We start from the raw sequence: 26,821 nt of genomic DNA, 5'->3' as shown, positions 1-26,821 counted from the left end.
TTAGGCAGAGGCGGGTAACTGCCAGTTCACGGATTGGGCACCCTGCTGTATTAGCAGGTCGTTCGTGTGTGAAAAAGGACGTGAGCCAAAGAAGCCCCTGGAAGCACTCAAAGGTGAAGGGTGAGCCGACTCAACACAGGGGTAGCCGCCCAGCAAGGGCTTGCACTTGCGCGCGTCCGCGCCCCAGAGAATACCCACCAGCGGCGTTCCGCGCTGTGCGAGGGCGGTGATGGCGCAGGTAGTGATGGTTTCCCAGCCCTTATTGCGGTGCGAACCGGCGTCCCCGGCACCTACCGAGAGCACTCTGTTTAACAGCATGACACCCTGATTACTCCAGGCGCTGAGGTCACCGTGGGCAGGCGGGGTGATTCCTAAATCTGTGTGCAGTTCTTTATAGATATTCTGCAAAGAGCGTGGCACGGGGCGAACATCGGGTTGCACCGAGAACGAAAGCCCCATTGCGTGACCGGGGGTGGGGTAGGGGTCTTGCCCAATAACGAGCACTTTCACCTCACTCATGGGCCGCTCAAAAGCTCTGAAAATGACGGACGCCGGTGGTAAGGTGGCGCGTCCGGCGGCATGCTCTTCGCGTAGAAAGTTGCCCATTGCACGAATATTCTCTTCGACGGGCGCTAATGCGTGAGCCCAGTCGGCAGCCATAATTTCGTTGAGCGGACGCGCGGGCATAGGCACCCCACCTTTCACGGTTGAAAATTTCGCGGTAGGGTACATACGTTACTAGATAGAAGGTGTGGCGGTCTCTATGGAATCTGAACGAGAACCTACCGGTGAAGTGATAGATGCAATGGAGCAACCGTTATCCGATGAGGACGGTCTTGAAGAAAAAACCGATGAAACGCGGGAACCTGAATCTGACATTCCAACCTCAGCGCTGACTGATATTGAAGCTGCCATTATTGGGTTAGAGAAAAGACGCTGGAAGTACCCCGGCGCTAAAGAGCAGGCTATCCGCCAGCAGTTGAGCTTGGGCCCTATCGCCTACTACCAGCTACTTAACACCATGATTGACACCCCGCGTGTGATCGCTGTTGAGCCTGCCCTGACTCGTCGCCTGCGAGAGCACCGCGATAACGGATGAATTGGGGGAACGGTCCCCCCCCCCTTGAGGAATGTTGCCGCTGCGAACGTGTAGCCTAGAACCACACCTTTTCTTTTTGGAACCCTTTGCACCTCAGGAGTAGCCTCAATGCAGCAGTTTCCCCGCGACGAATTCGATGATGTTGATGAGAGTTCAAAACGCCGCGGAGCGTACCGTGCGCAGGACCCTCTCGCCGGTGCTTCAAAAACCCTGCTACCTCTTATTGGCGCGGGTCTAGCTTCTTTGCTTTTGGGCGGATTCATGTACATTTACTCTCCACAGACATCGGCACCGGGGGCAGCCAAAACTACCGAGGCGAGCGCGTCCGCATCAGAAAGCGAAATCCCCACCGCCGAACCTACCCCCGAAGACACAGGGGAGCCCGTTATCCTTGAAATCTATAACTCTGGTGGAATTACCGGCGCCGCCTCAGATGCAATGAATCTGATTATGGCATCGACTCAAAACGTCACCATCACCCAGGTCGGTAACTGGCAGGGCACCCCGGTTAACGGTTCTATCGTCTACTACGCTGCGGGCTACGAGGACGAAGCAAACGAAGCCGCTGACACCCTGGAAATCCCTTACATTCAGGAGGACCCGACTCAGGCGGTGCCGGTCATTGCGGTGCTCGGACCAGATTACGTTCTTTCTTCGTTGCGCGTTGATAGCGATCAGATGTCTGGCGAATAAAACCATCAAACTTTCACGACGCGCTTGGTAAAAACTGCCCTAGTGGCTGCGGTCTTCGTGCGCTGTGGGCGATTAAAGGAACCTAAACCCCTTGCTATGTTTGCGCTAGAGGTGGCTCAGGTGCCAAGATTGGAATTAGCACTTGAAGTGTGTGACTGCTAACCGCTGTGCTAGGTGATAGCAGCTACCACGCGCAAAAGTAAACTTTTGTGTGAACGGTGAGGGGCGCGCGTCCTGACGATACAGAAAAGTCAGGGTGTTAGACGTTCCGTCCGTCGCGGGCACCGAACACGCGAACACCGACACTACGTCCAGGAGGGCGAAACACCAATGGCAAAGTTGATTGCTTTTGATGAAGAAGCACGCCGCGGTCTTGAAAAGGGTTTGAATACCCTTGCAGACGCTGTCAAGGTAACCCTTGGCCCGCGCGGTCGTAACGTTGTATTGGAAAAGGCTTGGGGCGCACCCACCATCACCAATGACGGCGTTTCAATCGCTAAGGAAATCGAGCTTGAGGATCCTTACGAGAAGATCGGCGCGGAACTCGTTAAAGAAGTCGCGAAGAAGACCGACGACATCGCAGGTGACGGCACCACCACCGCAACCGTTTTGGCTCAGGCACTCGTCCGCGAAGGCTTGCGCAACGTTGCTGCTGGCGCTGACCCGCTGAGCCTCAAGCGCGGTATCGAAAAGGCTGTTGAAGCTGTAACCGCTGAGTTGCTTGAGTCAGCTAAAGAAGTTGAAACTGAAGAAGAAATCGCTGCAACCGCATCAATTTCAGCCGGTGACAAAGAAATCGGCAAGCTCATTGCTCAGGCAATGGAGAAGGTCGGTAAAGAAGGTGTTATCACCGTTGAAGAGTCAAACACCTTTGGTCTTGACCTTGAACTGACCGAGGGCATGCGCTTTGATAAGGGCTTCCTCTCAGGCTACTTCGTGACCGACCCCGATCGTCAGGAAGCTGTTCTTGAAGATCCTTACATCTTGATCGTGAACTCCAAGATCTCCAACGTAAAGGATCTTGTTCCCGTTCTTGAGAAGGTCATGCAGGCTGGTAAGCCCCTGTTGATTGTTGCTGAAGATGTTGAGGGCGAAGCTCTTGCGCTTCTGGTTCTGAACAAGATGCGCGGTTCTATCAAGTCTGTTGCTGTGAAGGCTCCCGGTTTCGGCGACCGCCGCAAGGCTCAGATGGCTGATATCGCTATTCTGACCGGTGGTCAGGTTATTACCGAAGAGGTTGGTCTTTCACTGGATCAGGCAACCATTGACCTGCTGGGTTCAGCTCGCAAGGTTGTTGTGACCAAGGACGAGACCACCATCATCGAGGGCGCTGGCGATCAGGCTTCTATCGAGGGTCGTGTTGCTCAGATTCGCGGTGAAATTGCGAACTCGGATTCTGACTACGACCGCGAGAAGTTGCAGGAGCGTTTGGCGAAGCTGGCAGGCGGTGTGGCAGTTCTTAAGGCTGGCGCAGCGACTGAGGTTGAGCTCAAGGAACGCAAGCACCGTATTGAGGACGCCGTTCGCAACGCGAAGGCTGCTGTTGAAGAGGGTATTGTTCCCGGCGGTGGCGTGGCTTTGATTCAGGCTGGCGTGAAGGCATTTGAGAAGTTGCAGCTTGAGGGCGATGAGGCAACTGGCGCGAACATCGTGAAGGTCGCTATCGACGCTCCCTTGAAGCAGATTGCTGCTAACGCAGGTCTGGAACCCGGCGTTGTTGTTGATAAGGTACGTGGTCTGCCCGTAGGTACCGGTCTCAACGCTGCAACCGGCGAGTACGAAGACTTGATGGCTGCCGGCATTAACGACCCCGTTAAGGTAACCCGTTCAGCTCTGCAGAACGCAGCTTCCATCGCAGGTCTGTTCTTGACTACCGAAGCTGTTGTCGCTGACAAGCCTGAGCCTGCTGGTGCGAACCCCGCAGCTGGCATGGATCCGGGCATGGGCGGCATGATGTAAGTTACCGGCTTATGACTCAGGACGTCGCATCCCCACTCTCAATGCAACTTTTAGGTTGATGAGGAGAGTGAGGACGCGGCGTCCTTGCTTTTAAGCTCCGCAGCGAGGGGGCGTTTTGCCCGCTTCTGCGCGGGCTGTGGGCAAAAAATATTCCTGGGGTGCCTTGCGGCGCTGGTGCGGATGCGGTGGGCGCGTCCTTGTCTGTCATGGGGGCCTCGGAAAGTTATGTGGTAGTGCTAAGTGGGTATAAGTGGGGACAAAGACTGTGCGTAAGATACCCTACACAGACACTGATTAAACCTCTATCTCATTTAGACTGGGAGACGTATTCACTGTGTGCGGGTAGGGGAACGTTCACACGCCGCGCACAATCTTTCACTTTCGCGAATCTAGGGGAAATTCTGTGAAAAAGACTTTTACTCTCTCCTTGAGCGCTGTTGCGCTGATGGCATCGGGTATTGTTCCGGCTCAGGCAGCTGAGGCTCAGGAAGCACCTGCTCAGGTTGCTATTTCTGAAGAAGCTCGTCTCAAGATGAATGCAGAAGCTGCGCGTCACTGGTACGGTCAGCCTGTTGGCGAAGTAATTGTGCTTGACTCAAAGGCAACTGCCCAGCAGTACCAGCGCGGCTACGTTGTTAACTACGCAGTGCAGGCAGACGGCACCACTTACGAATACCAGACCGCATTGAGCAATGAAGTGTATGCTTTCTGGACTGGCGCTAACGGTGGCGCGACGTTCGAGCAGCAGGTAGTGCGTTATGGCTACCCCATGAACACTGAAATCGCTCAGCACAACTGGCGTTATATGTCTAAGGGCGCGCTGACCCGTTTTTACCGCGAGGGTGCGGACGATAGGTACGGCACCATCTTGGCTTACCACCCCGGTGCGGGCAAGGTAATGGACCGTAGCTGGTGGCAGTACGCTGACGACGCTATTGACTGGAACGAATCAGTAGTTCTGGGTGATAGCAACCTTATTCCTAGCAGGAATAGCGGCTACGTTGCGAAGGGTTTGCAGGCAGCTGGCTACTCAGCCAACGAGTACACCGCAGCCGGTGCTGGTATTTCAGCAGTTGGTGCGGGCGGTCAGTCCATCAAGAACATGGTTGTTGATAACGGTGTTGCACTGGGTATCGGTACTCCCTGGGTTGTTAACATCCAGGCTTCAGCGGCTGACGCTGATGTTGATCCGGCAGTTCTTGAGGTAGATTTGCGTGCTACCATCGCTGAGTTGAAGAAGGTTTACCCCCACGCTCGCGTCCTGGTGAACGATGTTCCCTCAGCTAGTGACGATCAGCGTCTGAACGCTTTGAGCGAGCGTCTTGAAGCAGTTTCGGTCGATGCTGGTGCGCGTTTTGTGGCTACCCGCGGTTGGGTCACCCAGCACGGTATTGAAGCTGAAGTTGATCCCGTAACCGGCTACATTTCAGAAGCTGGTCAGACAAAGATTGCTACTTCTATGAAGTGGGCACTGCACTTTGCAATCAACAAGAAGTAAATAGTTTTTATCGCTTCATAGAGAAAGCTTCATCGCGTTCGCGGTGGGGCTTTCTTGCTGTGCGGGTGCTTTGTGCTCAAACGCTGGGGCTGCTTTACCGTTAGACTTGTGCCGTGATGCAGTGTGATTATTTTGATGCCGGTGTGTGCTCCTCCTGTAACCAGATGGGGGTGCCTTACGCTACCCAGTTGCTTGCCAAAGAGAACGCTGCGTGTGAGCTTTTTTCTCATTGTGAGGGTCTTGTTTGGTTGCCGAGCGCTGTGAGCGATGAGTCAGCGTTTCGTAATAAAGCGAAGATTGTGGTTGCTGGAACAGTTACTGACCCGACCTTAGGTATTGTGGATGCTCGCACCGGGTGTGGCACTGACCTGTCTGGCTGCGGTCTTTATACTTTTGAAATTACACGAATTATGCCGGTGTTGCGTGAGCTCATTATTCGTGCCGGACTCACTCCCTACGATATTCCGGGGCGCAAAGGTGAGCTGAAGAATATTTTGGTAACCGCCAGTGCGAGCGGTGAGGTTATGCTGCGTTTTGTTCTGCGCTCTAAAAAGCTCCTGGTACCTATCCGCCGAGAATTGGCGCGTTTACACGAGGAGATTCCGTCTCTAGCAGTGGTTTCTATTAATCTTTTGCGTGAGCACGTTGCTTTGGTTGAGGGCGATGAGGAGATTGTGCTGACCCAGCGCACCACCCTACCTATGCAGGTGAATGAGATGACTTTGCACCTGCGTCCGCAGTCTTTCTTTCAAACGAACACGGGTATTGCTGAGGCAATGTATCACCAAGGACGCGCGTGGGTTGCCGATGTGCAACCGAAAAGCGTGTGGGATTTGTACTGCGGTGTGGGCGGGTTCGCTCTACATGCGGCAGCAGCGGCTCCGTCGGCGCAGGTTGAGGGTATAGAGATTAGCGAGGAAGCTATTCTTTCTGCCCAGCGCACCGTGGCTGAACAGAACCTTAAGAACCTGCACTTTGTTGCCGGGGACGCCACTGCTTTTGCTGTGGAGTCTGAGCGTACACCTGAGCTTTTGATTATGAACCCACCGCGTAGGGGCGTGGGGCAAGAACTGAGTCACTGGGTTGAAGAATCGGGAATTGATACGGTGATTTATTCATCGTGTAACGCAAAATCTCTGGCTAAAGACCTCACCTTTATGCCCTCTTACCAGCCCGTGGAGGCGAAGGTGCTTGATATGTTCCCGCAGACCAGCCACTATGAAATGATGATGCTGCTCAAACGTAGAAGGTAGTGCCTTTCGAGTAGACCTGTGGTCTGATGCTGGCAAGCATGGGCTGAGCGGATACCTTCTGTGAAAAGTGTAGTGACCGGTGGCACTGATGCCCCTGACACGTTCACAAGCGAGGCAGCTGTTGCTTCTACAGGCACGGTGAACTGAGAAAAGGCGAGCGAAGAGGCACACGAGAAGCAGACTTTACTCATGTGGTTGACCTCGGCGATATTAAACACGTTGAGCTGTCGGCGGAACGTTTCCCCAGCACTAACGAGAGGCGGTTTGCCCGCGGCTGTGACCGTACCCGGTAAACTACTCGTAAAAATATTTTCTGAAGCAACCAGCTAAATTGTAGTAACATCAAGGATTTTTGCGGCTACTCTCCATTTTGATGTTGTCGTTATCGGTTTTGGGCAAGGCAGGCAAACCCCTTGCTCGGACTCTCGCACCGCAGGGCAAAAATGTTGCCCTGATTGAATAGTCCACCAACATGTACGGTGGCACCTGCATCAACATCGGCTAAAATAAAGAGGGGGCATTGAATACTGGTGCTTCCTTTTTCTTTATTGTTAGATGCTAAGCCTAGAGGGTGCCTTCGGTGCGTGATACTACCGGCAGTATGCCGAGTTTTTACATGAGCACGGGGCAGGAATCTATCTATAGCACCGGAACCCTGACTCCCGTGACTGAAGAGAACTGTCTTGAGGTTGCAACAGCCCGCGATTCGGTAGTGATGGGGCTGGTGCCCTTCGACCCCGCCCAACCGGCTCGACTGTGGGTTCCCGAAAGTTTTGAACGCGGCACCCTGCCTGTTACCACTGAGAAACCCATGCCCTCACTGGCATCAGTTTCAGGGCAGGATAATCCCGGCTACCGTGCCGCCGTGGCTACGGCGGTAGAATGCATGGGTAAAGGCGAACTCGATAAGGTGGTACTGGCGCGCACCCTCACCGCAGAATTTGACGCTCACCTTCACGCACCCGATGTACTGGATAACCTTCGCGCCCTCCAGCCGCGTGCCTACACCTTCTCTGTGGCGATACCGGGTACCAAACAGTACCTCATGGGCGCGTCCCCCGAACTCGTTTTCAGCACCCATGACGGCGACTTCGAAACTTTCCCCCTGGCAGGCTCAGCGCCACGTCAGACACCAGGTAGCATCGAAGACATGCAAACCGGTGAAGAACTCATGCGCTCTGCCAAAGATCGCGCTGAGCACGCCACCGTTGTTGATGATATTCGCAGGCGCCTCACCCCCCTAGTGGAGACCCTCGAAATTCCGGCAACCCCCACGCTCGTCACTACCCCGCAGCTATGGCACCTGGGCACCCGTATTCAGGGTAATCTTGCCCCCGGCATCAGTTCTTTGCAGGGCGCTCGCGCTATCCATCCGACCCCCGCAATCTGCGGTACTCCTAGAGAAGAAGCACTGGAAACCATTGCTGAGCTCGAAGACTTTGACCGCGGCTTTTTCGGTGGTTTGGTGGGGTACATGGACGCTAACGGCAACGGATCGTGGGCGCTGGTACTTCGCTGCGCTTTGGTAGGCGAGCACAGCGCTACGCTCTTTGCCGGTGCAGGCATTATCAAGGCGTCCGAGCCTGTAAAAGAGCACGAAGAAACCGCGACCAAATTGGGCACCTTTGCCCAGGCGCTGGGTGTCACAAGCCTCTAAGAGACTTTCGCGGGATTCAGCTGGTTCCTAGAATTTCTCGCACCATTTTGGGTGTGGTGACCGGGTGCAAGCTCACCGTCACCGGGGCTGAGGTAGCAACCGATATGTAGTACTCACCCTGCACAAACCATTGCACCTCAAAGTCGTATCGTTCACCTGCAGGCGTAGTGAAGCGGGCGGACGCGCGGGTATAGGGTAGCGCGTCCTGCCCCTGCTGGGTGTGATGTGGGGTGATGACGACGGCACGCGGGTCTACGGAGAGCCCATGCCCGGTGGCTTTGAGAACAGATTCTTTGGCGCTCCACAGCAGGGTGCGCAGTAAGGCTTGGTGGTTCTCGGGCGCTGTTGCCAGTAAATCTTTTTCGGGGTCGGCAAGTGCCACCCTATCGAGGCTGTTATGCAAAGAGCCACGCAATCGCTCAAGGTCAATGCCCAGCAGGATATCTGTAGCGGGGGTAAAGCCACCTACCGTCATGCCGGTTGTTCTGCTCATGTTCAGGTTCACCCCGTTAATGCGGGGTTTACCGTGTTCGGCATAACTGGCACACAGTCGGCAGGTGCGGTCCACCGGTATCTCGGCTGCAGCGGTTGGTTTTACCCCGAGAACAGAAGCTGCCATACATCGCATGAGGGTCTGCTGGGCAGCGTAGGTCATCGCATCACCGGGGTGGGTGAATTCAGCGGCTCGGCGTTGCTCTGCCATACCCACGTAGGCTAGCCAGCTCACCCCGTAACCGGAGCGCAAAATAGAGGGGGGAAGCAGAAAAAGCTTCACGGGCGGTAGCGCTGCGGTTGGGTTCACACTCATACGAGTCATTCTACCCGCGCCAGTATATGAAGGGGCGACGTTCTCGAATACATAAAACGAGTACTTATTCGCTAATGTTAGGCATATGGGAACTCACACACCAATCATCGCTGCTGCTGACGGGTCGGCCCTCGGCAACCCCGGTCCTGCCGGGTGGGCTTGGTATATTGACGAGAAAACCTGGGCTGCTGGCGGCTGGAAGCACGGCACCAACAATATGGGCGAGCTCAAAGCGGTGCTCGACCTATTTGAGGCAACGGCACACGTCCCTCAGCGCCCTCTGACGGTGATTTGTGATAGTAAGTACGTGATTGATTCCCTCACCAAATGGATGCCCGGCTGGAAGAAAAAGGGCTGGAAGAAGTCGGACGGTAAGCCCGTTCTCAATCAGGATTTGCTGAAGGCGTTGGATAAGGCGATGCAGGGGCGAACCTTCACCTTTGAATGGGTTAAGGGGCACTCGGGGCATCCTTTGAACGAGGCGGCGGACACGCGTGCCAACGCTGCCGCGACCGCTTTCAGTAAAGGTAAAGAACCTAAGACTGGTCCTGGTTTTTCTAGGGCTGATGTGGTGAGTATCTTTACCGGCAAAATTCAGACCGTTGAACCGCGTTCTAAGAGCGAGCAGGAGTCACGCCGAGCTCACCCCACTGCCTACCTCAACGGTGATGCTCTTGATATTGCTGATCTTCAGGCTGAAGAAGAGCACAGCGCCGAGGTCGCGCAGATGGGACCGGAGCGTCTCGCCAGCCACCAAGAAGAGCTACTGCTACGTGAAGAGAATTTCAGTGATGAGCGTAAACTTGACTCTTTCTTAGCCGACGATTTTGTGTGGATTACCCCGCGCGGGGCTATTGTTTCGCGTCAGGACGTTATTGCCCACCGCCACCGCGCCTTTGTGGTGGAGGGGGAGCCCGAGACGGTGAGTTCTACTATTCTCAATGAAAACACCGCCCTGGTTACCAGCCGGGTTTTTACCAAGCGCGGGCACGTCATTCGCACCAGCCTTTGGACGCGCGAGAACTACCGCAACGAAATCGGTGCATGGGTTCTGCGCCACCGGCAGGAGAGCGCCGCCTAAACTGCTGCTACACGGTCTGAAAGACTGTCTTTCGCTGTGCTTTTGGTGCAGCGCGCGCTGTGTTGGTCAGCAACTTTCTTTTTCGCATTTCACACTCCCCACATCGCCCCCCCCCCCCGAGCCTTAGCGCGCGTAGCATGCCAAAAGCTCGGGGATCTTGATGAAACCGATTGAGGGTGCTTAGTTAGCCGATGAACATCGCCGCGTTTGCTGATTCGGTATCGGCGTAGTTGATACCCGCCTTATTCAGTGCTTCGTTGATTTGTGCGATAGCCTCTTCAACCTGGCGCTGGGTAGCTCGCCAGTTGGTCAGCACGCCCTGAAAATTAACCGATGCGGCACCCGTCCACGAATTCTGCAAATCCTGTAGTGAGGCAGTCATACCGTTCACCTCGGTGGTAATGGACTCAACGTAACTACGTGCCTGAGCACTTTTAGCTGCAATGACATCTGAATCGACAACAAACTGTGCCATGGTGGTTACTCCTAAATAGTGGTTTATAAAAAGTGCGGGTTCGTGCGAGATCCCCTTGTGAGGACGCTGCCGCTGGCTCTTGCACCCTCAGCCCGCTCAAGAATTGAGGGGGCAAGAACCTTACGGCTTCGTCTTGGTCTCTACGCTAGAGGCAGGTGAATACCGCGCGCCACTGAAAAGAAAAATCTGTGGATAACCCTGCCTCTTTTGAGGCTAAAAAGGGGTTACCCACAGATTCGTGTGTCCACAGTTGGTGTGTGTCCACAATTTTGGCTGTGGATACTTAGGGGATATGTGCCGGTATCTTCATGACGAAGGTAGCGCCGCCGCCGGCTGTATCTTCAATACTGATAGATCCGTCATGCTGGGCAATAATGGCGGCAACAATAGCCAATCCCAGCCCCGTTCCGCCGGTCTCGCGCGTCCTAGATGTATCTGCCCGATAGAAGCGCTGAAAGACTTTTTCTCGGTCTTCACCGTGGATTCCCGGTCCGTGATCGCGCACCTTGAGCACTGAGAGAAGGTTGCCGCGCGCGTCCTTTTCGGCGCCCACAGCGATTTCAAGGGGCGTCCCCTCGGGAGTGTAGCGAATAGCGTTGGTCATGAGGTTGGCAACCACCTGACGCAGACGGGATTCATCACCCATGACTGGGGCACTCACTGCCTCCTCGTCAGGATCGTGAACGCCCACCACTTCAACATCACGTTCCGGTGCTGTCGCAAAAGCGTCCGCCGCGGCATCCTGGGCCAGCTTGAGCAAATCAACTACGGTGTTCTCGTTGACGCGGCGCTCATCGATGCGTGCCAGCGTCAGCAAATCTTCCACCAGCTGCCCCATACGCTTTGACTCAGATTCAATACGCGCCATGGCCTTGCCGACGTCTTCAGGGTTTTGCAGAGCCCCGTGACGGTACAGCTCAGAATACCCGCGAATACTGACCAGGGGAGTGCGCAACTCGTGGGAGGCGTCCCCCACAAACCGGCGCATCTTCTCTTCGGAGTGCTTACGCGTATCAAAGGCCTCTTCAATATGCGCCAGCATCTGGTTCAGAGAAGTCGAGAGGTGCCCCAACTCCGTGTAGGGGTTGTAGTTTGTAATGCGCTGTGAGAGATCGCCGGACGCGATTTTGGCGGCTGTCTGCTCTACGCGGGCCAGGGGCTCGAAGGCGCGGGTAACCAACACCCAGTTCATAGCAATAGCGGCAAACAGCGTCGCCATACCAAAAGCGATAGTAAGCGTACCCACCAAAGCCAGCGTGGCATTTGACTGAGTGAGCGGGCTGGCGATGAGCACCGAGTATTCTTCAGAGTCAGTAGAAAGCGGCATAATACGCCACTGGGTATGCCCCGATATCGAGGGCACAGTAAAGCCCGTCTCTGTGTATCTCAGTACCGCTTCCCTGTTCCAGCGGCCAATCTCAGGGGCTGAATCTGCTCTGTTAGCCGTGGAAAACTGGTGTACCACGTTGCCCTCAGCGTTCAGCAAATACGCGGTATAAGCAAGCCGCGGAGTCGTATCAATCGTGCGCTCCTCGGTAGGCAAGAGATTACCTGTAATCACCCGAGAGTTCGAAAGAATCTCATCATCAAGCTGACTCGCCAGCTGACTGCGCATAGCATTAATAGCCACCAGTGCTGTCACACTGATAGCCAGAGCAATCAGTAGCGAGCTTAAAACAACCAACTGGGTTCGCAAAGAGAGCGAACCCAGCCGGGAACGAAGGATGCGGTTCTTCATCAGCGCTGTAATTTCTAGTTTTTAGCGGTGCGTAGCAGGTAGCCGACCCCGCGCTTCGTGTGAATGAGGGGCGTTGCCTCGGGGTCGTTATCAATTTTGCGACGCAGGTACGAAATGTAAGACTCCACAATCGAGGCATCGCCGTTGAAGTCGTACTCCCACACATGATCCAGAATCTGCGCTTTTGAAAGTACCCGGTTGGGGTTGAGCATCAAATAGCGCAGCAGTTTGAACTCGGTGGGGGAGAGGTCAATCTCGCGCTCGCCACGGAAGACCTCGTGGGCGTCATCATCGAGTACCAGATCATCAACGCGCAGTCGGGAATCTTCCTCTTCGTGAAGCTGAGTGCGGCGCAAAACAGCGCGAATACGTGCCACTACCTCGTCTAAGCTAAAGGGTTTAGTCACGTAGTCGTCGCCGCCCACCGTCAAGCCGGTTACTTTGGCTTCGGTGTCATCTTTAGCGGTGAGAAAAAGAACAGGGAATAAACGTCCGGACGCGCGGAGTTTGCGGGTGACGGTAAAGCCGTCCATATCGGGCATCATGACATCGAGCACCGCTAAATCGGGTGACTCGGTTTGAGCTTTCTCTAGGGCTTCACGGCCGTTGGAGGCAGTAACAACCTCAAACCCCGCAAAGCGCAGGGAGGTCGCTAGAAGTTCTAGAATGTTTGGTTCATCATCAACAACAAGGAGTTTTGCTTCAGTTTGCTTTTTCACGTTACCTATACTCTCCCTTTTAGCTGTGAATTAGCTGGAATAAAGTCTGAGGGAATCTGGTGGTTTACCGCATGCTGGGTGGGTAAAGACTTGTCACGCTAAACGGTTTTGCGTTGCAAGACCAGAAGAACCATCGCAACCATTAGCAGCACGAAGGCAACTGGTAAAAGAACGAGTGTAATCATCGTGAGCAGTTCCGAGGGGTTGCCTGTAGACCACGTGAGTAGCAGCATGGCAAGGCCGCTGAGCGTGGCGATGATAGCGCATACAGCCCCTACACTGCCGAGCAGTCTAATGGTCTTTGCGTAGGGTAAATCTTTGTGGTGCATCATGTAATAACCCTAGCAAGGTGCTTACCGGCATTTTGAACTTTTCGTGCTTTACTTCTCACTCTGAGAGAGAAAAGTTAAACCTTTGTGCGGTTTTCAGGCTTTAATAGAACTATGTCAGAAAATGCACAGACCACCACCGAAGCTCTCTCGCCCTTTGATCGGGTGGAGGGTGCCGATGAGCAACCCAGTTTGGGCGAGCAAGTGTACCGCCGTCGCACCACCAAAATCGATGACATCATCGCTCATGCCAAGGATGTGGCTTTGCGTGGCATTCTTGAGATTACGGTCGAGAACACTATTGGATCGGTGTACCACATGCGCGGTGAAGAGGAGCGTTTGAGCACCCACCTGTTTGAGTGTACGATGCCCGGTTACCGTGGTTGGTTCTGGTTTGCGACCCTTTCGCGTGTGCCGCGTTCTAAGCAGGTAACGGTCTGTGAGGTGGGTTTGTTGCCGGGTGATGATGCTTTGCTGGCACCCCAGTGGTTGCCGTGGTCTGAGCGCGTTTTACCTGAAGACTCGCAGGAACACGAGGACGACTTCTATGCAGAGGTCGAAGATGCAACAGATGATGTAACGGATGCTGAGGACGTCGAAGATGTACTCACAGACTCTTTTGAAAACGCTGATGAAGAGCTTTAAATTCACACCGTAATGCTGGGGTTCGTAGCGGCTTGCGCGAGTGGTTGAATCTACAAGGGGCGCATCCGTGAAGAAAAACTTTTTCTTTACGGACGCGCCCCCTTTTTTTGTATCTCTGTCGGAGAAGCTAGCGATGTGTGCTTTTAGAGGTTTTCTACCACGTAGTCGATGCAGTTCAGCAGTGCTGATACATCATCTGGGTCGATGGCGCTGAAGGTTGCGATGCGTAGCTGGTTGCGGCCCAGCTTGCGGTAGGGCTCGGTGTCTACAAGACCGTTAGTGCGAAGTGTCTTGGCGATAGCGGCGGCATCGACGTCCTTGGTGAAATCGATGGTGGTAATAACGTTGGAACGCTCGTCGGGGTTAGTCACGAAGGGGGTTGCAAACGGTGAGCGTTCAGCCCAGGAGTACACGCGTGAAGCAGAGTCAGCGGTGCGGGCTGTCGCGAAGCTCAGACCGCCGTTATCGTTGAGCCACTTAATTTGCTCGTTGAGCATCACCAGCGTTGCCAGGGCAGGGGTGTTGTAGGTCTGATTTTTCAGAGAATTATCAACGGCTGTCGGCAGTGACAGTGAATCGGGAACCCAACGATCCGATGCACCAATCTTTTCAACACGCTCTAGTGCGGCGGGGGAGAATAGACCCAGCCACAGACCACCGTCTGACGCGAAGTTTTTCTGGGGTGAGAAGTAGTAAACATCTGATTCACGAATATCAACGTCTAAGCCGCCTGCGGCACTGGTTGCATCAATAAGAATCAGCGCCTTGTCGTCAATACCTCCAGGACGTGCCACCGGAGCGAAAACACCGGTTGAGGTTTCGTTGTGGGGCCAGGCATAGACATCCACACTCTCTTCAGCGTGGGCTACCGGGCGGGTGCCGGGCTCAGCGGTAATGATTGAAGATTCCTCCAAAAAAGGGGCATTCTTGGTGGCTGAAGCGAATTTAGAACCGAACTCACCGAAGGAAAGATGCTGAGCCTTGGACTCTACGAGACCGAACGTCGCTGAATCCCAGAAGGATGTCGCACCGCCATTACCCAAAATTACTTCGTAGTCGCTGGGTGCTCCGTAGAAAGTCTTTAAACCTTCACGAATCTCGCTCACCAGATTTTTAACGGGAGCCTGACGATGGGATGTCCCCATTAGCTTGGCACCTGCATCCGCCACAGCCTGCACCTGCGCGGCACGAACTTTCGAAGGGCCCGCGCCGAAGCGTCCATCTGCCGGCAGCAGATCAGCGGGAATAGTTGGGAACTCAGTCACTTTTACTCCATTTCGTTGGTGGCCTACGCACTGGGAACGTCGTGAGGGGACGGCAAAGACCACATGTACTTCTATTGTGCAGGGCGAGTGGCGATAACAAAGACTTATGAAGCGAACCCGAAGAATTTTTCGATATTTGAGACAGCCCACGGGCCAAAGGAGCCATAAAAGAGGAGCATTTTTTGTTCTGCCCGCGAAAACAGGGTTTAGGTAGCACTAAATAATGGCACACTAGAGATATAACAGGATATTTATTCATCACAGAAGATAACCGGCCTACAGTTCTGGTCGGTGAGGAACCGGGAAAAGGTGAGCGCGTGGCGGACTTAATTGATACAACCGAGATGTATCTACGCACAATTCTTGAGCTTGAAGAAGAAGGCATTACACCCATGCGCGCTCGTATTGCCGAGCGTCTTGAGCACTCTGGACCTACCGTGTCGCAGACTGTTGCTCGCATGGAACGTCACGGATTGGTTGAAGTTGCCGAAAACCGTTCTTTGCAGCTGACGGATGAAGGACGCCGCAAAGCGGTTGAGGTGATGCGTAAACACCGTCTGGCTGAGCGTCTGCTGGCTGATGTGATTGGTCTTGATCTGGAATACATCCATGATGAAGCCTGCCGCTGGGAGCACGTCATGAGCGAACGCGTGGAACGCCGTCTGCTGGAGCTACTAGATAACCCAAAATTCTCACCTTACGGTAACGCGATTCCCGGTTTGGAAGAGCTGGGTGATGTTAGCGAGGTTAACGACTCTCGCACGGTATCTATGGCGATTGCAGCTAAAGACTCCTCTGAATCTGACCTTTTCGTGGTGTCGCGTTTGCCCGAGTTTGTGCAGACCGATATCGATCTTTTGGGCAAGCTGACTGACGCCGGCATTGTCTACGGCGCTAAGGTTTCTGTGGTTTCAACGGGTCAAGGCATCCGCGTTAAAGCGGTAGGTCATGATGATGCTCTGACGCTCAGCCACGAAATAGCAGATGCAATCGTTGTAAAACGTTCCTAAGGACAGTGCCACGGGCGGGACTCGGTGCGGACGTGTGTTCCTGGTACTCAGGGGCACGCGTCCTTTGTTTTGCCCTTAGTAAGTGGCGTTATCAAATCGTTACCTTTGAAGGTTTTTGTGACCTTTGACTGCCCTTAAGGGGCCTCTAGTGAGGTTTGCGGGGTGTTGAAGTAACGATTTTTGGTTACGTGACGAAGCTTTCTTAACCGTACTGATGGGCGGGGAAAAAATTTAGGACGATTGTAAAAAGCCTAGTGAAACGACTTTTATGCGGCTTTAGGTAGATCTCTTTGGGTGGCTCGCCCCTTACCTTGCAAGCGGAAATCTATCAAAACTATATATTTTCGTGACCAAAACGTGACAATTGCTCAGAAGCTGTGTAATGTCTTATCTCGTGCTCATCACTGGTCGGATAGCACCTCCGAGAACTGAACGCCTAGTTCTGCCACAGTTCACACATATCGGAGTTTACTTTTATCACTGCTCGGCAGAAGCGGGGGAACCAAATTTTGGTTCCAACTTTAGGTTGAGAACCTAGGGGTTAAGTCATCTTCACCGATGACCGAGTGACTTCCTACTCGAACCCGACAGCTCACCTCGTTCGGCACTGGAGGAAAACTACAATGGCTTCAAAAACTGTACGCAACGCGTCAATCATCGCAATGGCAACCGCAGCAGTTGCAGGTTCAATCGTTCCCGCAAACGCATTCGCAATTGCAGCACCCGTAGAGGCAGCAACCGCTTTCTCAGCTCCCTCAATCACCAACTACACCTCATACAACAACCAGGAAGTTATTTCGGGTTACACATACACTTACGAGGCACCCGTTGAAGCTCCCGCAGCTGAAATCGCAAACGTTGAAGGCACACGTGCAACAGTCCTTGCGGCAGCTCAGAACGGTCTCGGCGGCTCATACGTATGGGGCGGTAAAACCTTCAAGACTTGGGACTGCTCAGGTTTCGTTTCATGGGTATACGCACAGGCTGGCATCAACCTGACCGCTTACACCTACACCATGGCAACCGAGCTGGTTCCCACCTCAACCCCTCAGCCCGGTGACATCGTCTTCACCAACGGCTACGCACACGTAGGCATCTACGTTGGCAACGGCAAAATGATCTCAGCTCTCAACCCCTCACAGGGCACTCTTGAAACTTCAGTAGACGGTGGCGGCTTCATGCCCGTTGACGGCTACTACACCTACGCAGGTCTCTAAACCATAGACTGAGCACTCATGTGTTTCCTTCAGTGCTGACTGGTCAATAACCAGCATTGATATTGTCTTCATAAAATTTATTCTGCGCCTCAACCGCGTTGGAATTGCTCATCGAAATCATAATCGGTGGATGCGGCCCCATAGAACGACCAGCTACGGGCCGCATTTTTTATGCCCAAAAATTTTTACACCGTTAGACTAGAGGTTATGGCTACGCAATTTGAATCTCCCACCTCAAGTTCAGATGAAGAATTTAAGTACATGGCAATCGGTATGCTCGGCGGCGCGATCCCCGGCATCATCATCGGTTTGCTCATGTCAATTCCGCTGGGGCACGCTGCAATGTGGGTGTCAGTTATCGGTGGCATTGGCGTCGTCATCGGGCTAATTGTTGCGCGAGTGCTCTACAAAAAACGCTCGCAGAGCAAGAGTACCGGCAAAAGTAAATAGTTTAGAGGCTTTCTAGTTCTTCTTGTATGTTCAGGCGCGCAGATTCTTCCCAGAGGTTGCGCGCCTTTTCGGTGCTAAAGAGGCATGGTCGCTCTAACGCCTCTTGCAGGAAAGCACGGCGTTCAGCTCTGAACTCGGTATCACTGTAGGCGCTATATTTAGCGCGAATCCCCGCACAGTACCTGCGGTAGCGAGGGCGAGCGGCGGCAAGAATCGCCATATCTGCATCAAGAAAAGCACCTACTTGCTTATAGGTGAGACTCTCTATCTCATCCAATCGGTGGGTTGCAGTTATCTCAATCAGTTGAGCACAAACATCCCACTGAGTAACACTGAGGACCTTGTTTTTAACCAAAGGAGCCAGCATATCGCGGGCTGCTTCGGCTGAAGCCTGTTTATCAGCACCGGGAGTTGCCGTATAGATGATGTTGTGGAACCACGCCGCCAAAAAAATTTCAAGAGGAACCTCATCAAGAAGCACCTCAAGGTGGGTAAGCATCTCAAGCAGGTGGGCGCTATTGTGATAGGCACGTTCGGGAGCCTGCCACGCATCAAGGAGGTATTCACCCATATCGACAGACTCGGGCAGTCGTTGCGTCCACATCTTGAGCAGTGTCCCACGAATCTTGTGAGGACGTTCTTTGAATGGCACCCGTAACCCCGAGCGGATGAGCGCACGGGTCAGCTCAGTACCTGTAACCTTACGAGCGCCAGCAGTAATTAGGGTGTCGTACAGTTCAGCGGGAATATCGTAATGGTCCATATCAAAAGCCCGCAATGAGAGATGCTGCCGTTTCGCGAAATCGTGCAACTCATCAAGACTCACATCAGACACTAGATGCGAAAATACAGTGCCGTGCGCGGGCCAAACAGGCGGATCAATGAGAATCATGGGTTAAGTGTAGTTTGGGTGTGTCCGGGGTACCGCATATAATGGAGTAGCTTTGTGTTTGTAGCTCAACTGCACGTCAATTTTCCGAGCGTGCGAGGAGATAAAAATTGGGGTGTAGGGGCGAGCGTAAGCGAGTAATCCCCTGAGCGTTAGTTGTGGGGGATACAATATATAAATATGCCTTTGTAGCTCAGGGGATAGAGCACCGCTCTCCTAAAGCGGGTGTCGCTGGTTCGAATCCAGTCAAGGGCACTTTGTCATAGAACCCACCCGTTGTTGTAGCGGGTGGGTTTTTTAGTTTGGCATTGCGTGCAGAGTCTAAACGTATTTCTTATTGTTGTTCTGGTAGCTCTCCGCGGGTGAAGGCGTCTACTTTGCCGCGTACTAGTCGCAGGCAGAGGTAGACGAGTTGGGCGAGGAGCAGGATGAAGAGTGCCCAGCGGGCGCTGATGAGTGCGGATGCGATGCCCACCACGGAGCCTGCGGGGTTGGCGAGGGCAGCGTTGAGCGCTAGGTTGCCGGTGCCGTAGATAATTGCGAAGAGTACCGGCAGGGTCAGGTGTAGGGAACGTTCGCGCAGTGAAAGGTGAGAAGCGAAGATCATGCCAGTCCAGGTCAATAAGCATACAAAAGGCACGATTAGGGCGGCCGAGAGGTGGTAGGTGGCGTACTGTGCGATGTAATCGGGGTCTGTGCTGCCAGCGAATGCTTCTATCTCGTCACGTCCAAAACTGAAGAGTAGTTCTGGCACAGTGTTGCCTGCGAAGTGTGAGAACTGGGGGAGTACCCATAAATAGTTGTAGGCGATTAGTGAGAAGGAGACGATGAAACCTACCACCAGGTACATGTTTGAGGAGGACTTGGTAGGGTCGGCGTAGAGTTCACCCTGCCGGTATCGAGAATCAGCTGCTGACATCTTAGCTGTGGTGCGGGTAGGTGGTGTGGTTGCTTCGAGCTGAGCTTTATCACCGTAGAGACGCTTTTTCTGACTTTTTGAAAGACCCATAGCATCCATTATGCCGTCTGCTGAAAGTTTGTCCCAAGGTGGAGGTGAGGCGGCATCGAATATATCTTCGGTTTACACTTAAAGCACCATGGATCACTTGTTTGATGATGACTTTATGCCCACTTCCCGCTCCAAGGTGCAGAATACGCCCCTTGATGAACAGTCGCGTCCTGACGCCCCGGTAGTGGAGGAACCTCCTTTCGATCCCTACTATGATGCTGTGCCTGCAGATGATGATTTTATGCCTCCGAGTTATCAGGTGGGTGGGAGCAGTTTTGCGCCTGCTGCACCTGCAAGGTATGAGGTAAGCTCTCCGATGGCAGTGCGTTTGACGGAAGGGTTGAACGAGCAGCAGCATGAGGCAGTGGTTCACGCAGATGCTCCCCTGTTGATTGTGGCGGGCGCTGGATCGGGCAAAACCCGTGTATTGACTCACCGCATTGCTTATTTGTTGGCGACCGGACGCGCCCACCAGGGGCAGATTCTGGCAATCACATTCACTAACAAGGCAGCCATGGAGATGCGCGAGCGTATTGCGCAGCTGATTGGGCCCAGAGCGCAGCACATGTGGATTTCAACCTTCCACTCCTTCTGCGTGCGCGTTTTGCGCCGCGAAGCGAAGACGCTGGGGCTCAAGACTACTTTCTCGATTTACGATTCGGCGGATTCTTTGCGTCTGCTGACGCTGATTGCTAAGCAGCACAATCTTGATCCTAAGAAGTTCGCGCCGCGAGCTATTGCTAACAAGATTTCTGGTCTGAAGAATGAGCTGATTTCAGCTGACCAGTACGCTATGCAGGTGAGCCCTTCAAACCCGTATGAGAGCGCGATTTCAAAGGTTTATAGCGATTACACTGCACGGTTGCGCGCAGCTAATTCCCTTGATTTTGATGATCTCATTGCCCAAACGGTGTACCTATTGCGTGCTTTTCCGCAGGTCGCTGAGTATTATCGCAGGCGTTTTCGCCACATTTTGGTGGATGAGTACCAGGACACCAACCACGCTCAGTATGCCCTGGTCCGTGAACTGGTGGGTGCCCACCGTCGTACTGAGGAGCAGGGACCCTACCCGGATGCTTTGCCCCCTGCTGAGCTGACGGTTGTGGGTGATTCTGACCAGTCAATTTATGCTTTCCGCGGCGCTGATATTCGAAATATCACTGATTTTGAGAGCGACTATAAAAACGCACGTACCATTTTGCTGGAGCAGAACTACCGCTCCACTCAGAACATTTTGAGTGCCGCGAACGCGGTGATTGAGCGCAATACAGACCGTCGCCCCAAGAAGCTGTGGACGGCATCGGGCGATGGCGCCAAAATCACCGGTTACGTTGCCGACTCTGAGCATCTTGAGGCGCGTTTTATCGCCCAAGAAGTAGATCGTCTACGCGATGAAAAAGGCGTGGCACCCGGCGATATTGCGGTTTTCTACCGCACCAATGCCCAATCGCGCACCCTCGAAGAAGCCCTCATGAAAGTTGGCCTGCCCTACCGCGTGGTCGGTGGCACTCGCTTCTACGAGCGCAAAGAAATCAAGGACGCGCTTGCCTACTTGCGTGCTTTAGTGAACCCCGATGACGATATCAACGTGCGTCGTGTTCTTAACGAACCCAAGCGAGGCATCGGAGCTAAATCTGAGTCTGTGGTTGCTGACTTCGCGTCACGAGAGCGCATTTCTTTCATGGCGGCAGCCCGCCGCACCGGCGATATTCAAGACTTAGGCGCGGCAGGCTCCAAAAAAATTGCTGCTTTCGTGCAGCTGATGGATGACCTAGCGCAAATCGCAGAAACCGAGGACGCTGCAACCTGTCTTGAAGCCGTGCTGGAACAAACTGGCTACTTACAGGCACTGCGAGAATCTAACGATATTCAGGACGAGACCCGCGTAGAAAACCTCTCGGAGCTGGTGGATGCCGTCCGCGACTTCCAGAATGACAACGAGGGAGCGTCCTTACCTGACTTTCTGGAGCACGTTGCTCTAGTTGCCGATGCCGATCAGATTCCCCATAAGCCCGGTGCCAACGCTGATGGTCACGAACCCAGCGCCGCCCAGATTGCTCAAGAGGTAGAACAGGCGCGCTCGCAGGGTGTTATCACTTTGATGACCCTGCATACAGCTAAGGGCTTGGAGTTCCCGGTGGTCTTTTTGACCGGCTTGGAACACGGGCTTTTCCCGCACCAGCGGGCACTAACTGATGATAGCGAGATGAGCGAGGAGCGCCGTCTTGCCTACGTGGGTCTTACCCGCGCGATGGAACGTCTTTACATTACGCGCGCTGAGATGCGTTCGATGTGGGGTAAGAGTCAGTATAACCCGCCTTCTCCCTTCATTGAGGAGATTCCGCAGGAACTCATTGACTGGAAACGTCGTGGGGGAGCATCCACTGGCGCGGGGTGGGGCGGTAGTAGCTATAGCGGTTACGGTAGCCCCGTTTACTCTGACCGTTTTAGCAGTGCGACCTCTTACGGGAGTGTTGAACGTGAGAGGTTTGGGCGTTCATCAACAGCCGATGCTGCTGGTTTGAAAGCCGCTGCCAAAAATGTCTCCCGTGTGGAACCTCAAAAAGAGATTCCCCTGCTTGCCGTGGGCGATAAGGTTTCGCACGCGAAATTTGGTGAGGGCAACATTATCGCAGTTGAGGGCTCTGGCGATAAAACGGTGGCTAAGGTGCGTTTTGCGGGCGAGGAGAAGCGTCTCATGCTGCGTTATGCGCCTCTGACCAAGCTGTAAGCGGGTACTCAACGCTTCTCAAAAGTAACCTTATGATAAAGAGTGAGCGCACCCGGCGCTTACAAGTTTTAGTAATGAAAGTAGAAAATGCAAGAGGACGCAGTAGCCTCACCGGCAGAAGAATTTACCGAGGTGATGGATGCGGTGACTGATACCCGGTTTCAGATGACCGACCTTACCGATTTGACCTTATTCCGTATTGAGATTGACCCGGATTCGGCTGCTGCCCAGCGTATGGAGAAGGTCTTGGGCGCTAAGTTCCCCCGGTGGGAGGGCGAAGTTACCGGTGACATGACGGGTAGGGAAGTGCTGTACGGTACCCGTCAGATTGTGGCTAACTTGTTCAACCGTGAGAATGTCTTTTTGATTGTGACGCGAGTTGATCAGATTAAGCTGGGGCGTGCTCTTGAGGCGGCGCTGGCGCACGATGATGGGCTGGTGCTCAATGTGTCGGTGAACCGCGCGGTGATTAACCTCAGCGGCCCCGATGCTGCTCGTATTTTGGCGGATAACGTGCTCTTTGAAAATAAGCCCAAGTATTTCGCGCCGGGTATGGCGTTCCGTGTGATGGTTGAGGACGCAGAGTTGATGCTGTGGAAGATCGCTGAGGAGGAGTACCTGATGATTCCCCGAGCTTCTGATACTGCCCCGTTCGTCATCAATATTCTTGATGCCATTAGCGAACACCGGGCGTAAACAGCCAGTAATTTATGCATTTTTTTGCTCGCTTGTTTCTTGATGCGTTAGGGTGTTTTCGCTCATATCGGTTACAGTTGAAAGTAGCGGGACTCTCTGTTCTTTAGCTCTCTTGCCAGGGCCGTGAGCGCAGATTGTTCTCAAGGTAAGAGCCCGGTGCTTTGAGTGTTACCGGGCTGAGACTTCGAAGAAGAAGGATACCCCTGTGGACCTGTTTGAATACCAGGCACGCGACCTTTTTGAGAAGCACGGCGTTCCCGTGCTTCAGGGCATCGTGGCTACCACCCCTGAAGAAGCTAAAGCTGCTGCTGAGAAGATTGGCGGCGTCACCGTTGTCAAGGCTCAGGTTAAGGTAGGCGGACGCGGTAAGGCTGGCGGCGTGAAAGTCGCTAAGACCGCTGATGAGGCTTTTGAGTACGCACAGCAGATTCTCGGTATGGACATTAAGGGTCACACCGTAGAGCGCGTCATGATCGCCCAGGGCGCTGACATTGCTGAAGAGTACTACTTCTCCATTCTGCTGGACCGCGCTAACCGCACCTACTTGGCGATGTGCTCGGTTGAGGGCGGTATGGATATCGAAACCCTCGCTGCCGAGCGCCCCGAAGCGCTTGCTAAGGTTGAGGTCAACCCCGCTGAAGGGCTGAACGAGGCTAAGGCGAAGGAAATCGTCGAAGCAGCTGGCTTCCCCGCTGAACTCCAGGACGATGTTGCTGCTGTTCTCGTGAAGCTGGGCGAGGTCTACGACAAGGAAGACGCGACCCTCGTTGAGGTTAACCCGCTGGTAAAGACTGGCGATGGTAAGATTCTTGCTCTTGACGGCAAGGTCTCATTGGACGACAACGCTGAGTTCCGCCAGCCAGACCACGAGTCACTGGTTGATAAGTCAGCAGAAAACCCGCTGGAAGCTAAGGCTAAAGAAAACGACCTTAACTACGTGAAGCTCGACGGTGAAGTCGGCATCATCGGTAACGGCGCTGGTCTTGTCATGTCAACCCTGGACGTTGTTGCTTATGCTGGCGAAAACCATGGCAACGTGAAGCCCGCTAACTTCCTCGACATCGGTGGCGGTGCGTCCGCTGAGGTCATGGCAGCAGGTCTTGACATCATTCTCAACGATGAGCAGGTCAAGTCTGTATTCGTCAATGTCTTCGGCGGCATTACCGCGTGTGACGCTGTTGCAAACGGCATCGTAAAGGCCCTTGAAATCCTCGGCGATAAGGCAACTAAGCCCCTCGTTGTTCGCCTTGACGGTAACAACGTTGAAGAAGGTCGCCGCATCCTCAACGAAGCTAACCATCCGCTGGTATACCAGGCAGAGACCATGGATTCAGGTGCTGACAAGGCAGCTGAACTGGCTCATACCGCCTAAATTCGCAGTATAGAAGAATCTTAAAGAAGGTTAAAACTATGTCTATCTTTTTGAACAAAGACTCAAAGGTCATCGTTCAGGGTATTACCGGCGGCGAAGGCTCAAAGCACACCGCGCGTATGCTCGCTTACGGAACCAATATCGTGGGCGGTGTGAACGCCCGTAAAGCTGGCACCACCGTTACCCACACCAACAAGGACGGCGAGCAGGTTGAACTCAACGTATTCGGCTCAGTTGCTGAGGCAGTTGAGAAGACTGGCGCTGACGTCTCCATTGTTTTCGTGCCCCCGGCATTCACCAAGGACGCAGTCATCGAGGCTATCGACGCTGAAGTTCCTCTGGTTGTTGTCATTACCGAGGGTATCCCTGTTCAGGATTCAGCTGAGTTCTGGGCACACGCTAAGTCAAAGGTTGATGCTGATGGCAAGCAGATTACCCGCATTATTGGCCCTAACTGCCCCGGTATCATCACCCCCGGTGAAGCCAACGTAGGCATCACCCCCGGTGACATCACAGGTAAGGGCAAGATCGGTCTGGTTTCAAAGTCGGGTACTCTGACTTACCAGATGATGTTTGAACTGCGCGATATCGGATTCACTACCGCCATTGGTATTGGCGGTGATCCCGTCATCGGTACCACTCACATTGACGCTCTGGAGGCTTTTGAGGCTGACCCCGAGACCGAAGCGATTGTGATGATTGGTGAGATTGGTGGCGACGCTGAGGAACGTGCTGCTGATTTTATTAAGGCGAACGTGACTAAGCCTGTTGTTGGCTACGTCGCAGGCTTTACTGCTCCTGAGGGTAAGACTATGGGGCATGCAGGCGCTATTGTCTCGGGTTCATCAGGTACTGCTCAGGCGAAGAAAGAGGCTCTTGAGGCTGCTGGTGTGAGGGTCGGTAAGACCCCCTCAGAGACCGCCCAGCTGATGCGCGAAATCTTCGCTACAAAGTAAATTAGTTTGGTCTTAAGCCGCTAGACTCCTGGGGTCATATGCCCCCAGGAGTCTTGGTTTTATCTCAGCTGATACTTATGTGTTAAAAATAGGATAGATGAAATAGTCAACAAGGTGGGGGCTGACCAGTTCACTGGTCAGCCCCCACCTGTCTATGCCTTACAGGTTAGATTAGGATGTCGCTGAGGTTGAAGTTGGGGTTGAACAGACACTTAAGGTGGTTTTGCCACCGATAACGAAGTTCTGACCACCAGTACGGTTGCCACCGTTAGCCCATGTGAGGGTAATGGTGTCGATAGGTTCGGGGAATGTTAGGGTAACAGTACCCGCTGTAGAAGTAGGCTTTAAATCTACGTTAGTCTTCTTGGCGCTGAATGAGGTGGTGTCGCCATTCGTGGAAATATCAGCATCGCCAGTAACCATAGGGGCAGAAGTTGCTTCTCCCATCAGGGAGGACTTGACGGTATAAACGTCCTGCCAGCTACCGCCCTGGTCAATGTCACCGATGACAAAAGAGAAGCCGGTGACTGGGGTTGAGAAGCTCATGGTCATGGTGGATTTCTGGCTGCCTCCAGTGTAGCCCCCGGAACCTTTCGCTAGCGATTGGACGAAGAGGTAGTCTGACAATCCGGAGTACGTGGGAAAAGGAATGCTTTGACTCTTCTTGGTCATCAGATTTTGAGCGCCGGAGAGTGAGGGACCAGTTGAAGAGACATGGTTAATGGTGAGAACCGCCTGACCATCGTTGGTTACAACGCTACCTGAGTGGCTGGTGCTGCCCTGTGAGGATGCAGGCGTGCTACGAACGAAGTTGGTCCAAGTGATGCTGGTGGTAGAAGCGTTTGTGCAGAGCTGACTAGCAGCGTAGGCAGGAACGGCTGTAGCTGAGATGATTACGGGAGCTGCCCAAGCGGCACCCTTGGCTAGGGATCGACGTGAAATCTTGTTCATTATTTTCCTTTGAACGATGATAACCGCGCGAAGATTTTTGAATTTCATGGAGTCGCGTCGGCTTTTAGATTTTAATTTTAGAGATGCAGTTAGATTTATTAAGATCTCAAAAATTCTAATTCTAAGCTACTCTAGCATGTTTGCGCTGTTGGATTGAAAGTTTGACCGGTGCTCAAGATGTGAATTGTGGCACCGCCTTCTGTCTTCCTCGAAAGTGAGGTGAAGCTAAAATTTGCTTGATGTTCGTGCGATGGATGGTCTGGGATTGTTTGTTTGTAGGGGGGGCGAATTTGAAGTCGAAGAAACTCGGGTGATTTTACT

The 26,821-nt window shown here is 53.5% G+C and carries 25 protein-coding genes, 1 tRNA gene and 1 riboswitch; of the genes, 16 read left to right on the top strand and 10 right to left on the bottom strand.

Going from position 1 to position 26,821, the window contains the following annotated elements:
- Window positions 1-687 (bottom strand): uracil-DNA glycosylase, encoded by a 687-nt coding sequence (locus JTP09_RS08495; protein WP_204878014.1) that lies wholly within the window; start codon window positions 685-687, stop codon window positions 1-3.
- A gap of 76 nt (window positions 688-763) precedes the next feature.
- On the opposite strand from JTP09_RS08495, the gene JTP09_RS08490 reads away from it, so the two are divergent.
- From JTP09_RS08490 to JTP09_RS08465, 6 genes are all read left to right on the top strand, one after another.
- Window positions 764-1,099, top strand: a complete 336-nt coding sequence (locus JTP09_RS08490; protein ID WP_204878013.1) for a DUF3263 domain-containing protein — start codon at window positions 764-766, stop codon at window positions 1,097-1,099.
- 108 nt (window positions 1,100-1,207) lie between these two features.
- Window positions 1,208-1,792 carry a LytR C-terminal domain-containing protein gene (locus JTP09_RS08485; protein WP_204878012.1) on the top strand — a complete coding sequence of 195 codons (585 nt, stop codon included), beginning with the start codon at window positions 1,208-1,210 and terminating at the stop codon, window positions 1,790-1,792.
- 330 nt (window positions 1,793-2,122) lie between these two features.
- On the top strand, window positions 2,123-3,751 hold the full coding sequence (gene groL, locus JTP09_RS08480; RefSeq protein WP_204878011.1) for a chaperonin GroEL: 1,629 nt from the start codon (window positions 2,123-2,125) through the stop codon (window positions 3,749-3,751).
- Between the two features lie 403 nt (window positions 3,752-4,154).
- Window positions 4,155-5,249, top strand: coding sequence for an SGNH/GDSL hydrolase family protein (locus JTP09_RS08475; RefSeq protein ID WP_204878010.1), 1,095 nt, complete (start codon window positions 4,155-4,157; stop codon window positions 5,247-5,249).
- 116 nt (window positions 5,250-5,365) lie between these two features.
- Window positions 5,366-6,502 (top strand): 23S rRNA (uracil(747)-C(5))-methyltransferase RlmC, encoded by a 1,137-nt coding sequence (rlmC, locus tag JTP09_RS08470; protein WP_204878009.1) that lies wholly within the window; start codon window positions 5,366-5,368, stop codon window positions 6,500-6,502.
- A 580-nt stretch (window positions 6,503-7,082) separates the two neighbouring features.
- A complete protein-coding gene (locus JTP09_RS08465; protein ID WP_240333978.1) occupies window positions 7,083-8,159 on the top strand; it encodes an isochorismate synthase MenF in 1,077 nt (358 codons plus the stop codon).
- 16 nt (window positions 8,160-8,175) lie between these two features.
- Here JTP09_RS08465 and JTP09_RS08460 read toward each other — a convergent pair whose 3' ends face one another.
- Window positions 8,176-8,967 carry a 4'-phosphopantetheinyl transferase superfamily protein gene (locus tag JTP09_RS08460; RefSeq protein WP_204878008.1) on the bottom strand — a complete coding sequence of 264 codons (792 nt, stop codon included), beginning with the start codon at window positions 8,965-8,967 and terminating at the stop codon, window positions 8,176-8,178.
- 85 nt (window positions 8,968-9,052) lie between these two features.
- Between JTP09_RS08460 and JTP09_RS08455 the strand changes: the two genes are divergently transcribed.
- Window positions 9,053-10,048 (top strand): RNase H family protein, encoded by a 996-nt coding sequence (locus JTP09_RS08455; protein WP_204878007.1) that lies wholly within the window; start codon window positions 9,053-9,055, stop codon window positions 10,046-10,048.
- Between the two features lie 184 nt (window positions 10,049-10,232).
- Here JTP09_RS08455 and JTP09_RS08450 read toward each other — a convergent pair whose 3' ends face one another.
- From JTP09_RS08450 to JTP09_RS08435, 4 genes are all read right to left on the bottom strand, one after another.
- Entirely contained in the window at window positions 10,233-10,523 is a 291-nt protein-coding gene (locus tag JTP09_RS08450) for a WXG100 family type VII secretion target (protein WP_204878006.1), read from the bottom strand.
- 283 nt (window positions 10,524-10,806) lie between these two features.
- Window positions 10,807-12,261: a cell wall metabolism sensor histidine kinase WalK gene (locus tag JTP09_RS08445; protein WP_204878005.1), complete on the bottom strand. Its 1,455-nt coding sequence runs from the start codon at window positions 12,259-12,261 to the stop codon at window positions 10,807-10,809.
- Window positions 12,262-12,275: 14 nt separating this feature from the next.
- Window positions 12,276-12,980 carry a response regulator transcription factor gene (locus JTP09_RS08440; RefSeq protein ID WP_370592542.1) on the bottom strand — a complete coding sequence of 235 codons (705 nt, stop codon included), beginning with the start codon at window positions 12,978-12,980 and terminating at the stop codon, window positions 12,276-12,278.
- 98 nt (window positions 12,981-13,078) lie between these two features.
- Complete coding sequence (locus JTP09_RS08435; RefSeq protein ID WP_204878004.1) at window positions 13,079-13,312, bottom strand: hypothetical protein; 234 nt, start codon at window positions 13,310-13,312, stop codon at window positions 13,079-13,081.
- Window positions 13,313-13,423: 111 nt separating this feature from the next.
- Between JTP09_RS08435 and JTP09_RS08430 the strand changes: the two genes are divergently transcribed.
- Window positions 13,424-13,954, top strand: a complete 531-nt coding sequence (locus JTP09_RS08430) for a DUF3027 domain-containing protein (RefSeq protein WP_204878003.1) — start codon at window positions 13,424-13,426, stop codon at window positions 13,952-13,954.
- 143 nt (window positions 13,955-14,097) lie between these two features.
- Here the strand turns inward: JTP09_RS08430 and serC are convergent, their stop codons facing one another.
- Window positions 14,098-15,219 (bottom strand): phosphoserine transaminase, encoded by a 1,122-nt coding sequence (serC, locus tag JTP09_RS08425; RefSeq protein ID WP_204878002.1) that lies wholly within the window; start codon window positions 15,217-15,219, stop codon window positions 14,098-14,100.
- 317 nt (window positions 15,220-15,536) lie between these two features.
- On the opposite strand from serC, the gene JTP09_RS08420 reads away from it, so the two are divergent.
- From JTP09_RS08420 to JTP09_RS08410, 3 genes are all read left to right on the top strand, one after another.
- Window positions 15,537-16,229: a metal-dependent transcriptional regulator gene (locus JTP09_RS08420; protein WP_204878001.1), complete on the top strand. Its 693-nt coding sequence runs from the start codon at window positions 15,537-15,539 to the stop codon at window positions 16,227-16,229.
- A 450-nt stretch (window positions 16,230-16,679) separates the two neighbouring features.
- Window positions 16,680-16,850: riboswitch (cyclic di-AMP (ydaO/yuaA leader) on the top strand.
- A 2-nt stretch (window positions 16,851-16,852) separates the two neighbouring features.
- Window positions 16,853-17,446 carry a C40 family peptidase gene (locus tag JTP09_RS08415; RefSeq protein WP_204878000.1) on the top strand — a complete coding sequence of 198 codons (594 nt, stop codon included), beginning with the start codon at window positions 16,853-16,855 and terminating at the stop codon, window positions 17,444-17,446.
- Window positions 17,447-17,653: 207 nt separating this feature from the next.
- Window positions 17,654-17,896: a hypothetical protein gene (locus JTP09_RS08410; protein WP_204877999.1), complete on the top strand. Its 243-nt coding sequence runs from the start codon at window positions 17,654-17,656 to the stop codon at window positions 17,894-17,896.
- Window position 17,897: 1 nt separating this feature from the next.
- Here the strand turns inward: JTP09_RS08410 and JTP09_RS08405 are convergent, their stop codons facing one another.
- Window positions 17,898-18,788, bottom strand: coding sequence for a DUF4031 domain-containing protein (locus JTP09_RS08405; RefSeq protein WP_204877998.1), 891 nt, complete (start codon window positions 18,786-18,788; stop codon window positions 17,898-17,900).
- A 179-nt stretch (window positions 18,789-18,967) separates the two neighbouring features.
- Here JTP09_RS08405 and JTP09_RS08400 point away from each other — a divergent pair.
- A tRNA-Arg gene (locus tag JTP09_RS08400) sits at window positions 18,968-19,040 on the top strand.
- 79 nt (window positions 19,041-19,119) lie between these two features.
- On the opposite strand, the gene JTP09_RS08395 is transcribed toward JTP09_RS08400, so the two are convergent.
- Window positions 19,120-19,794, bottom strand: a complete 675-nt coding sequence (locus JTP09_RS08395) for a hypothetical protein (RefSeq protein WP_204877997.1) — start codon at window positions 19,792-19,794, stop codon at window positions 19,120-19,122.
- Window positions 19,795-20,035: 241 nt separating this feature from the next.
- On the opposite strand from JTP09_RS08395, the gene JTP09_RS08390 reads away from it, so the two are divergent.
- From JTP09_RS08390 to sucD, 4 genes are all read left to right on the top strand, one after another.
- Complete coding sequence (locus JTP09_RS08390) at window positions 20,036-22,525, top strand: UvrD-helicase domain-containing protein (protein WP_370592547.1); 2,490 nt, start codon at window positions 20,036-20,038, stop codon at window positions 22,523-22,525.
- 87 nt (window positions 22,526-22,612) lie between these two features.
- Window positions 22,613-23,221 carry a hypothetical protein gene (locus JTP09_RS08385; RefSeq protein ID WP_204877996.1) on the top strand — a complete coding sequence of 203 codons (609 nt, stop codon included), beginning with the start codon at window positions 22,613-22,615 and terminating at the stop codon, window positions 23,219-23,221.
- Between the two features lie 205 nt (window positions 23,222-23,426).
- Complete coding sequence (gene sucC / locus JTP09_RS08380; protein ID WP_204877995.1) at window positions 23,427-24,593, top strand: ADP-forming succinate--CoA ligase subunit beta; 1,167 nt, start codon at window positions 23,427-23,429, stop codon at window positions 24,591-24,593.
- Window positions 24,594-24,631: 38 nt separating this feature from the next.
- Entirely contained in the window at window positions 24,632-25,549 is a 918-nt protein-coding gene (gene sucD / locus JTP09_RS08375) for a succinate--CoA ligase subunit alpha (protein WP_204877994.1), read from the top strand.
- Between the two features lie 171 nt (window positions 25,550-25,720).
- Here sucD and JTP09_RS08370 read toward each other — a convergent pair whose 3' ends face one another.
- The gene (locus tag JTP09_RS08370) at window positions 25,721-26,500 is read right to left on the bottom strand and encodes a hypothetical protein (RefSeq protein WP_204877993.1); all 780 of its coding nucleotides are present in this window, start codon (window positions 26,498-26,500) and stop codon (window positions 25,721-25,723) included.
- Between the last annotated feature and the right edge of the window lie 321 nt (window positions 26,501-26,821).

This window comes from Rothia sp. ZJ1223, assembly GCF_016900985.1.
Classification (GTDB): domain Bacteria; phylum Actinomycetota; class Actinomycetes; order Actinomycetales; family Micrococcaceae; genus Rothia.
This window is presented reverse-complemented; position numbering and strand designations above follow the sequence as displayed.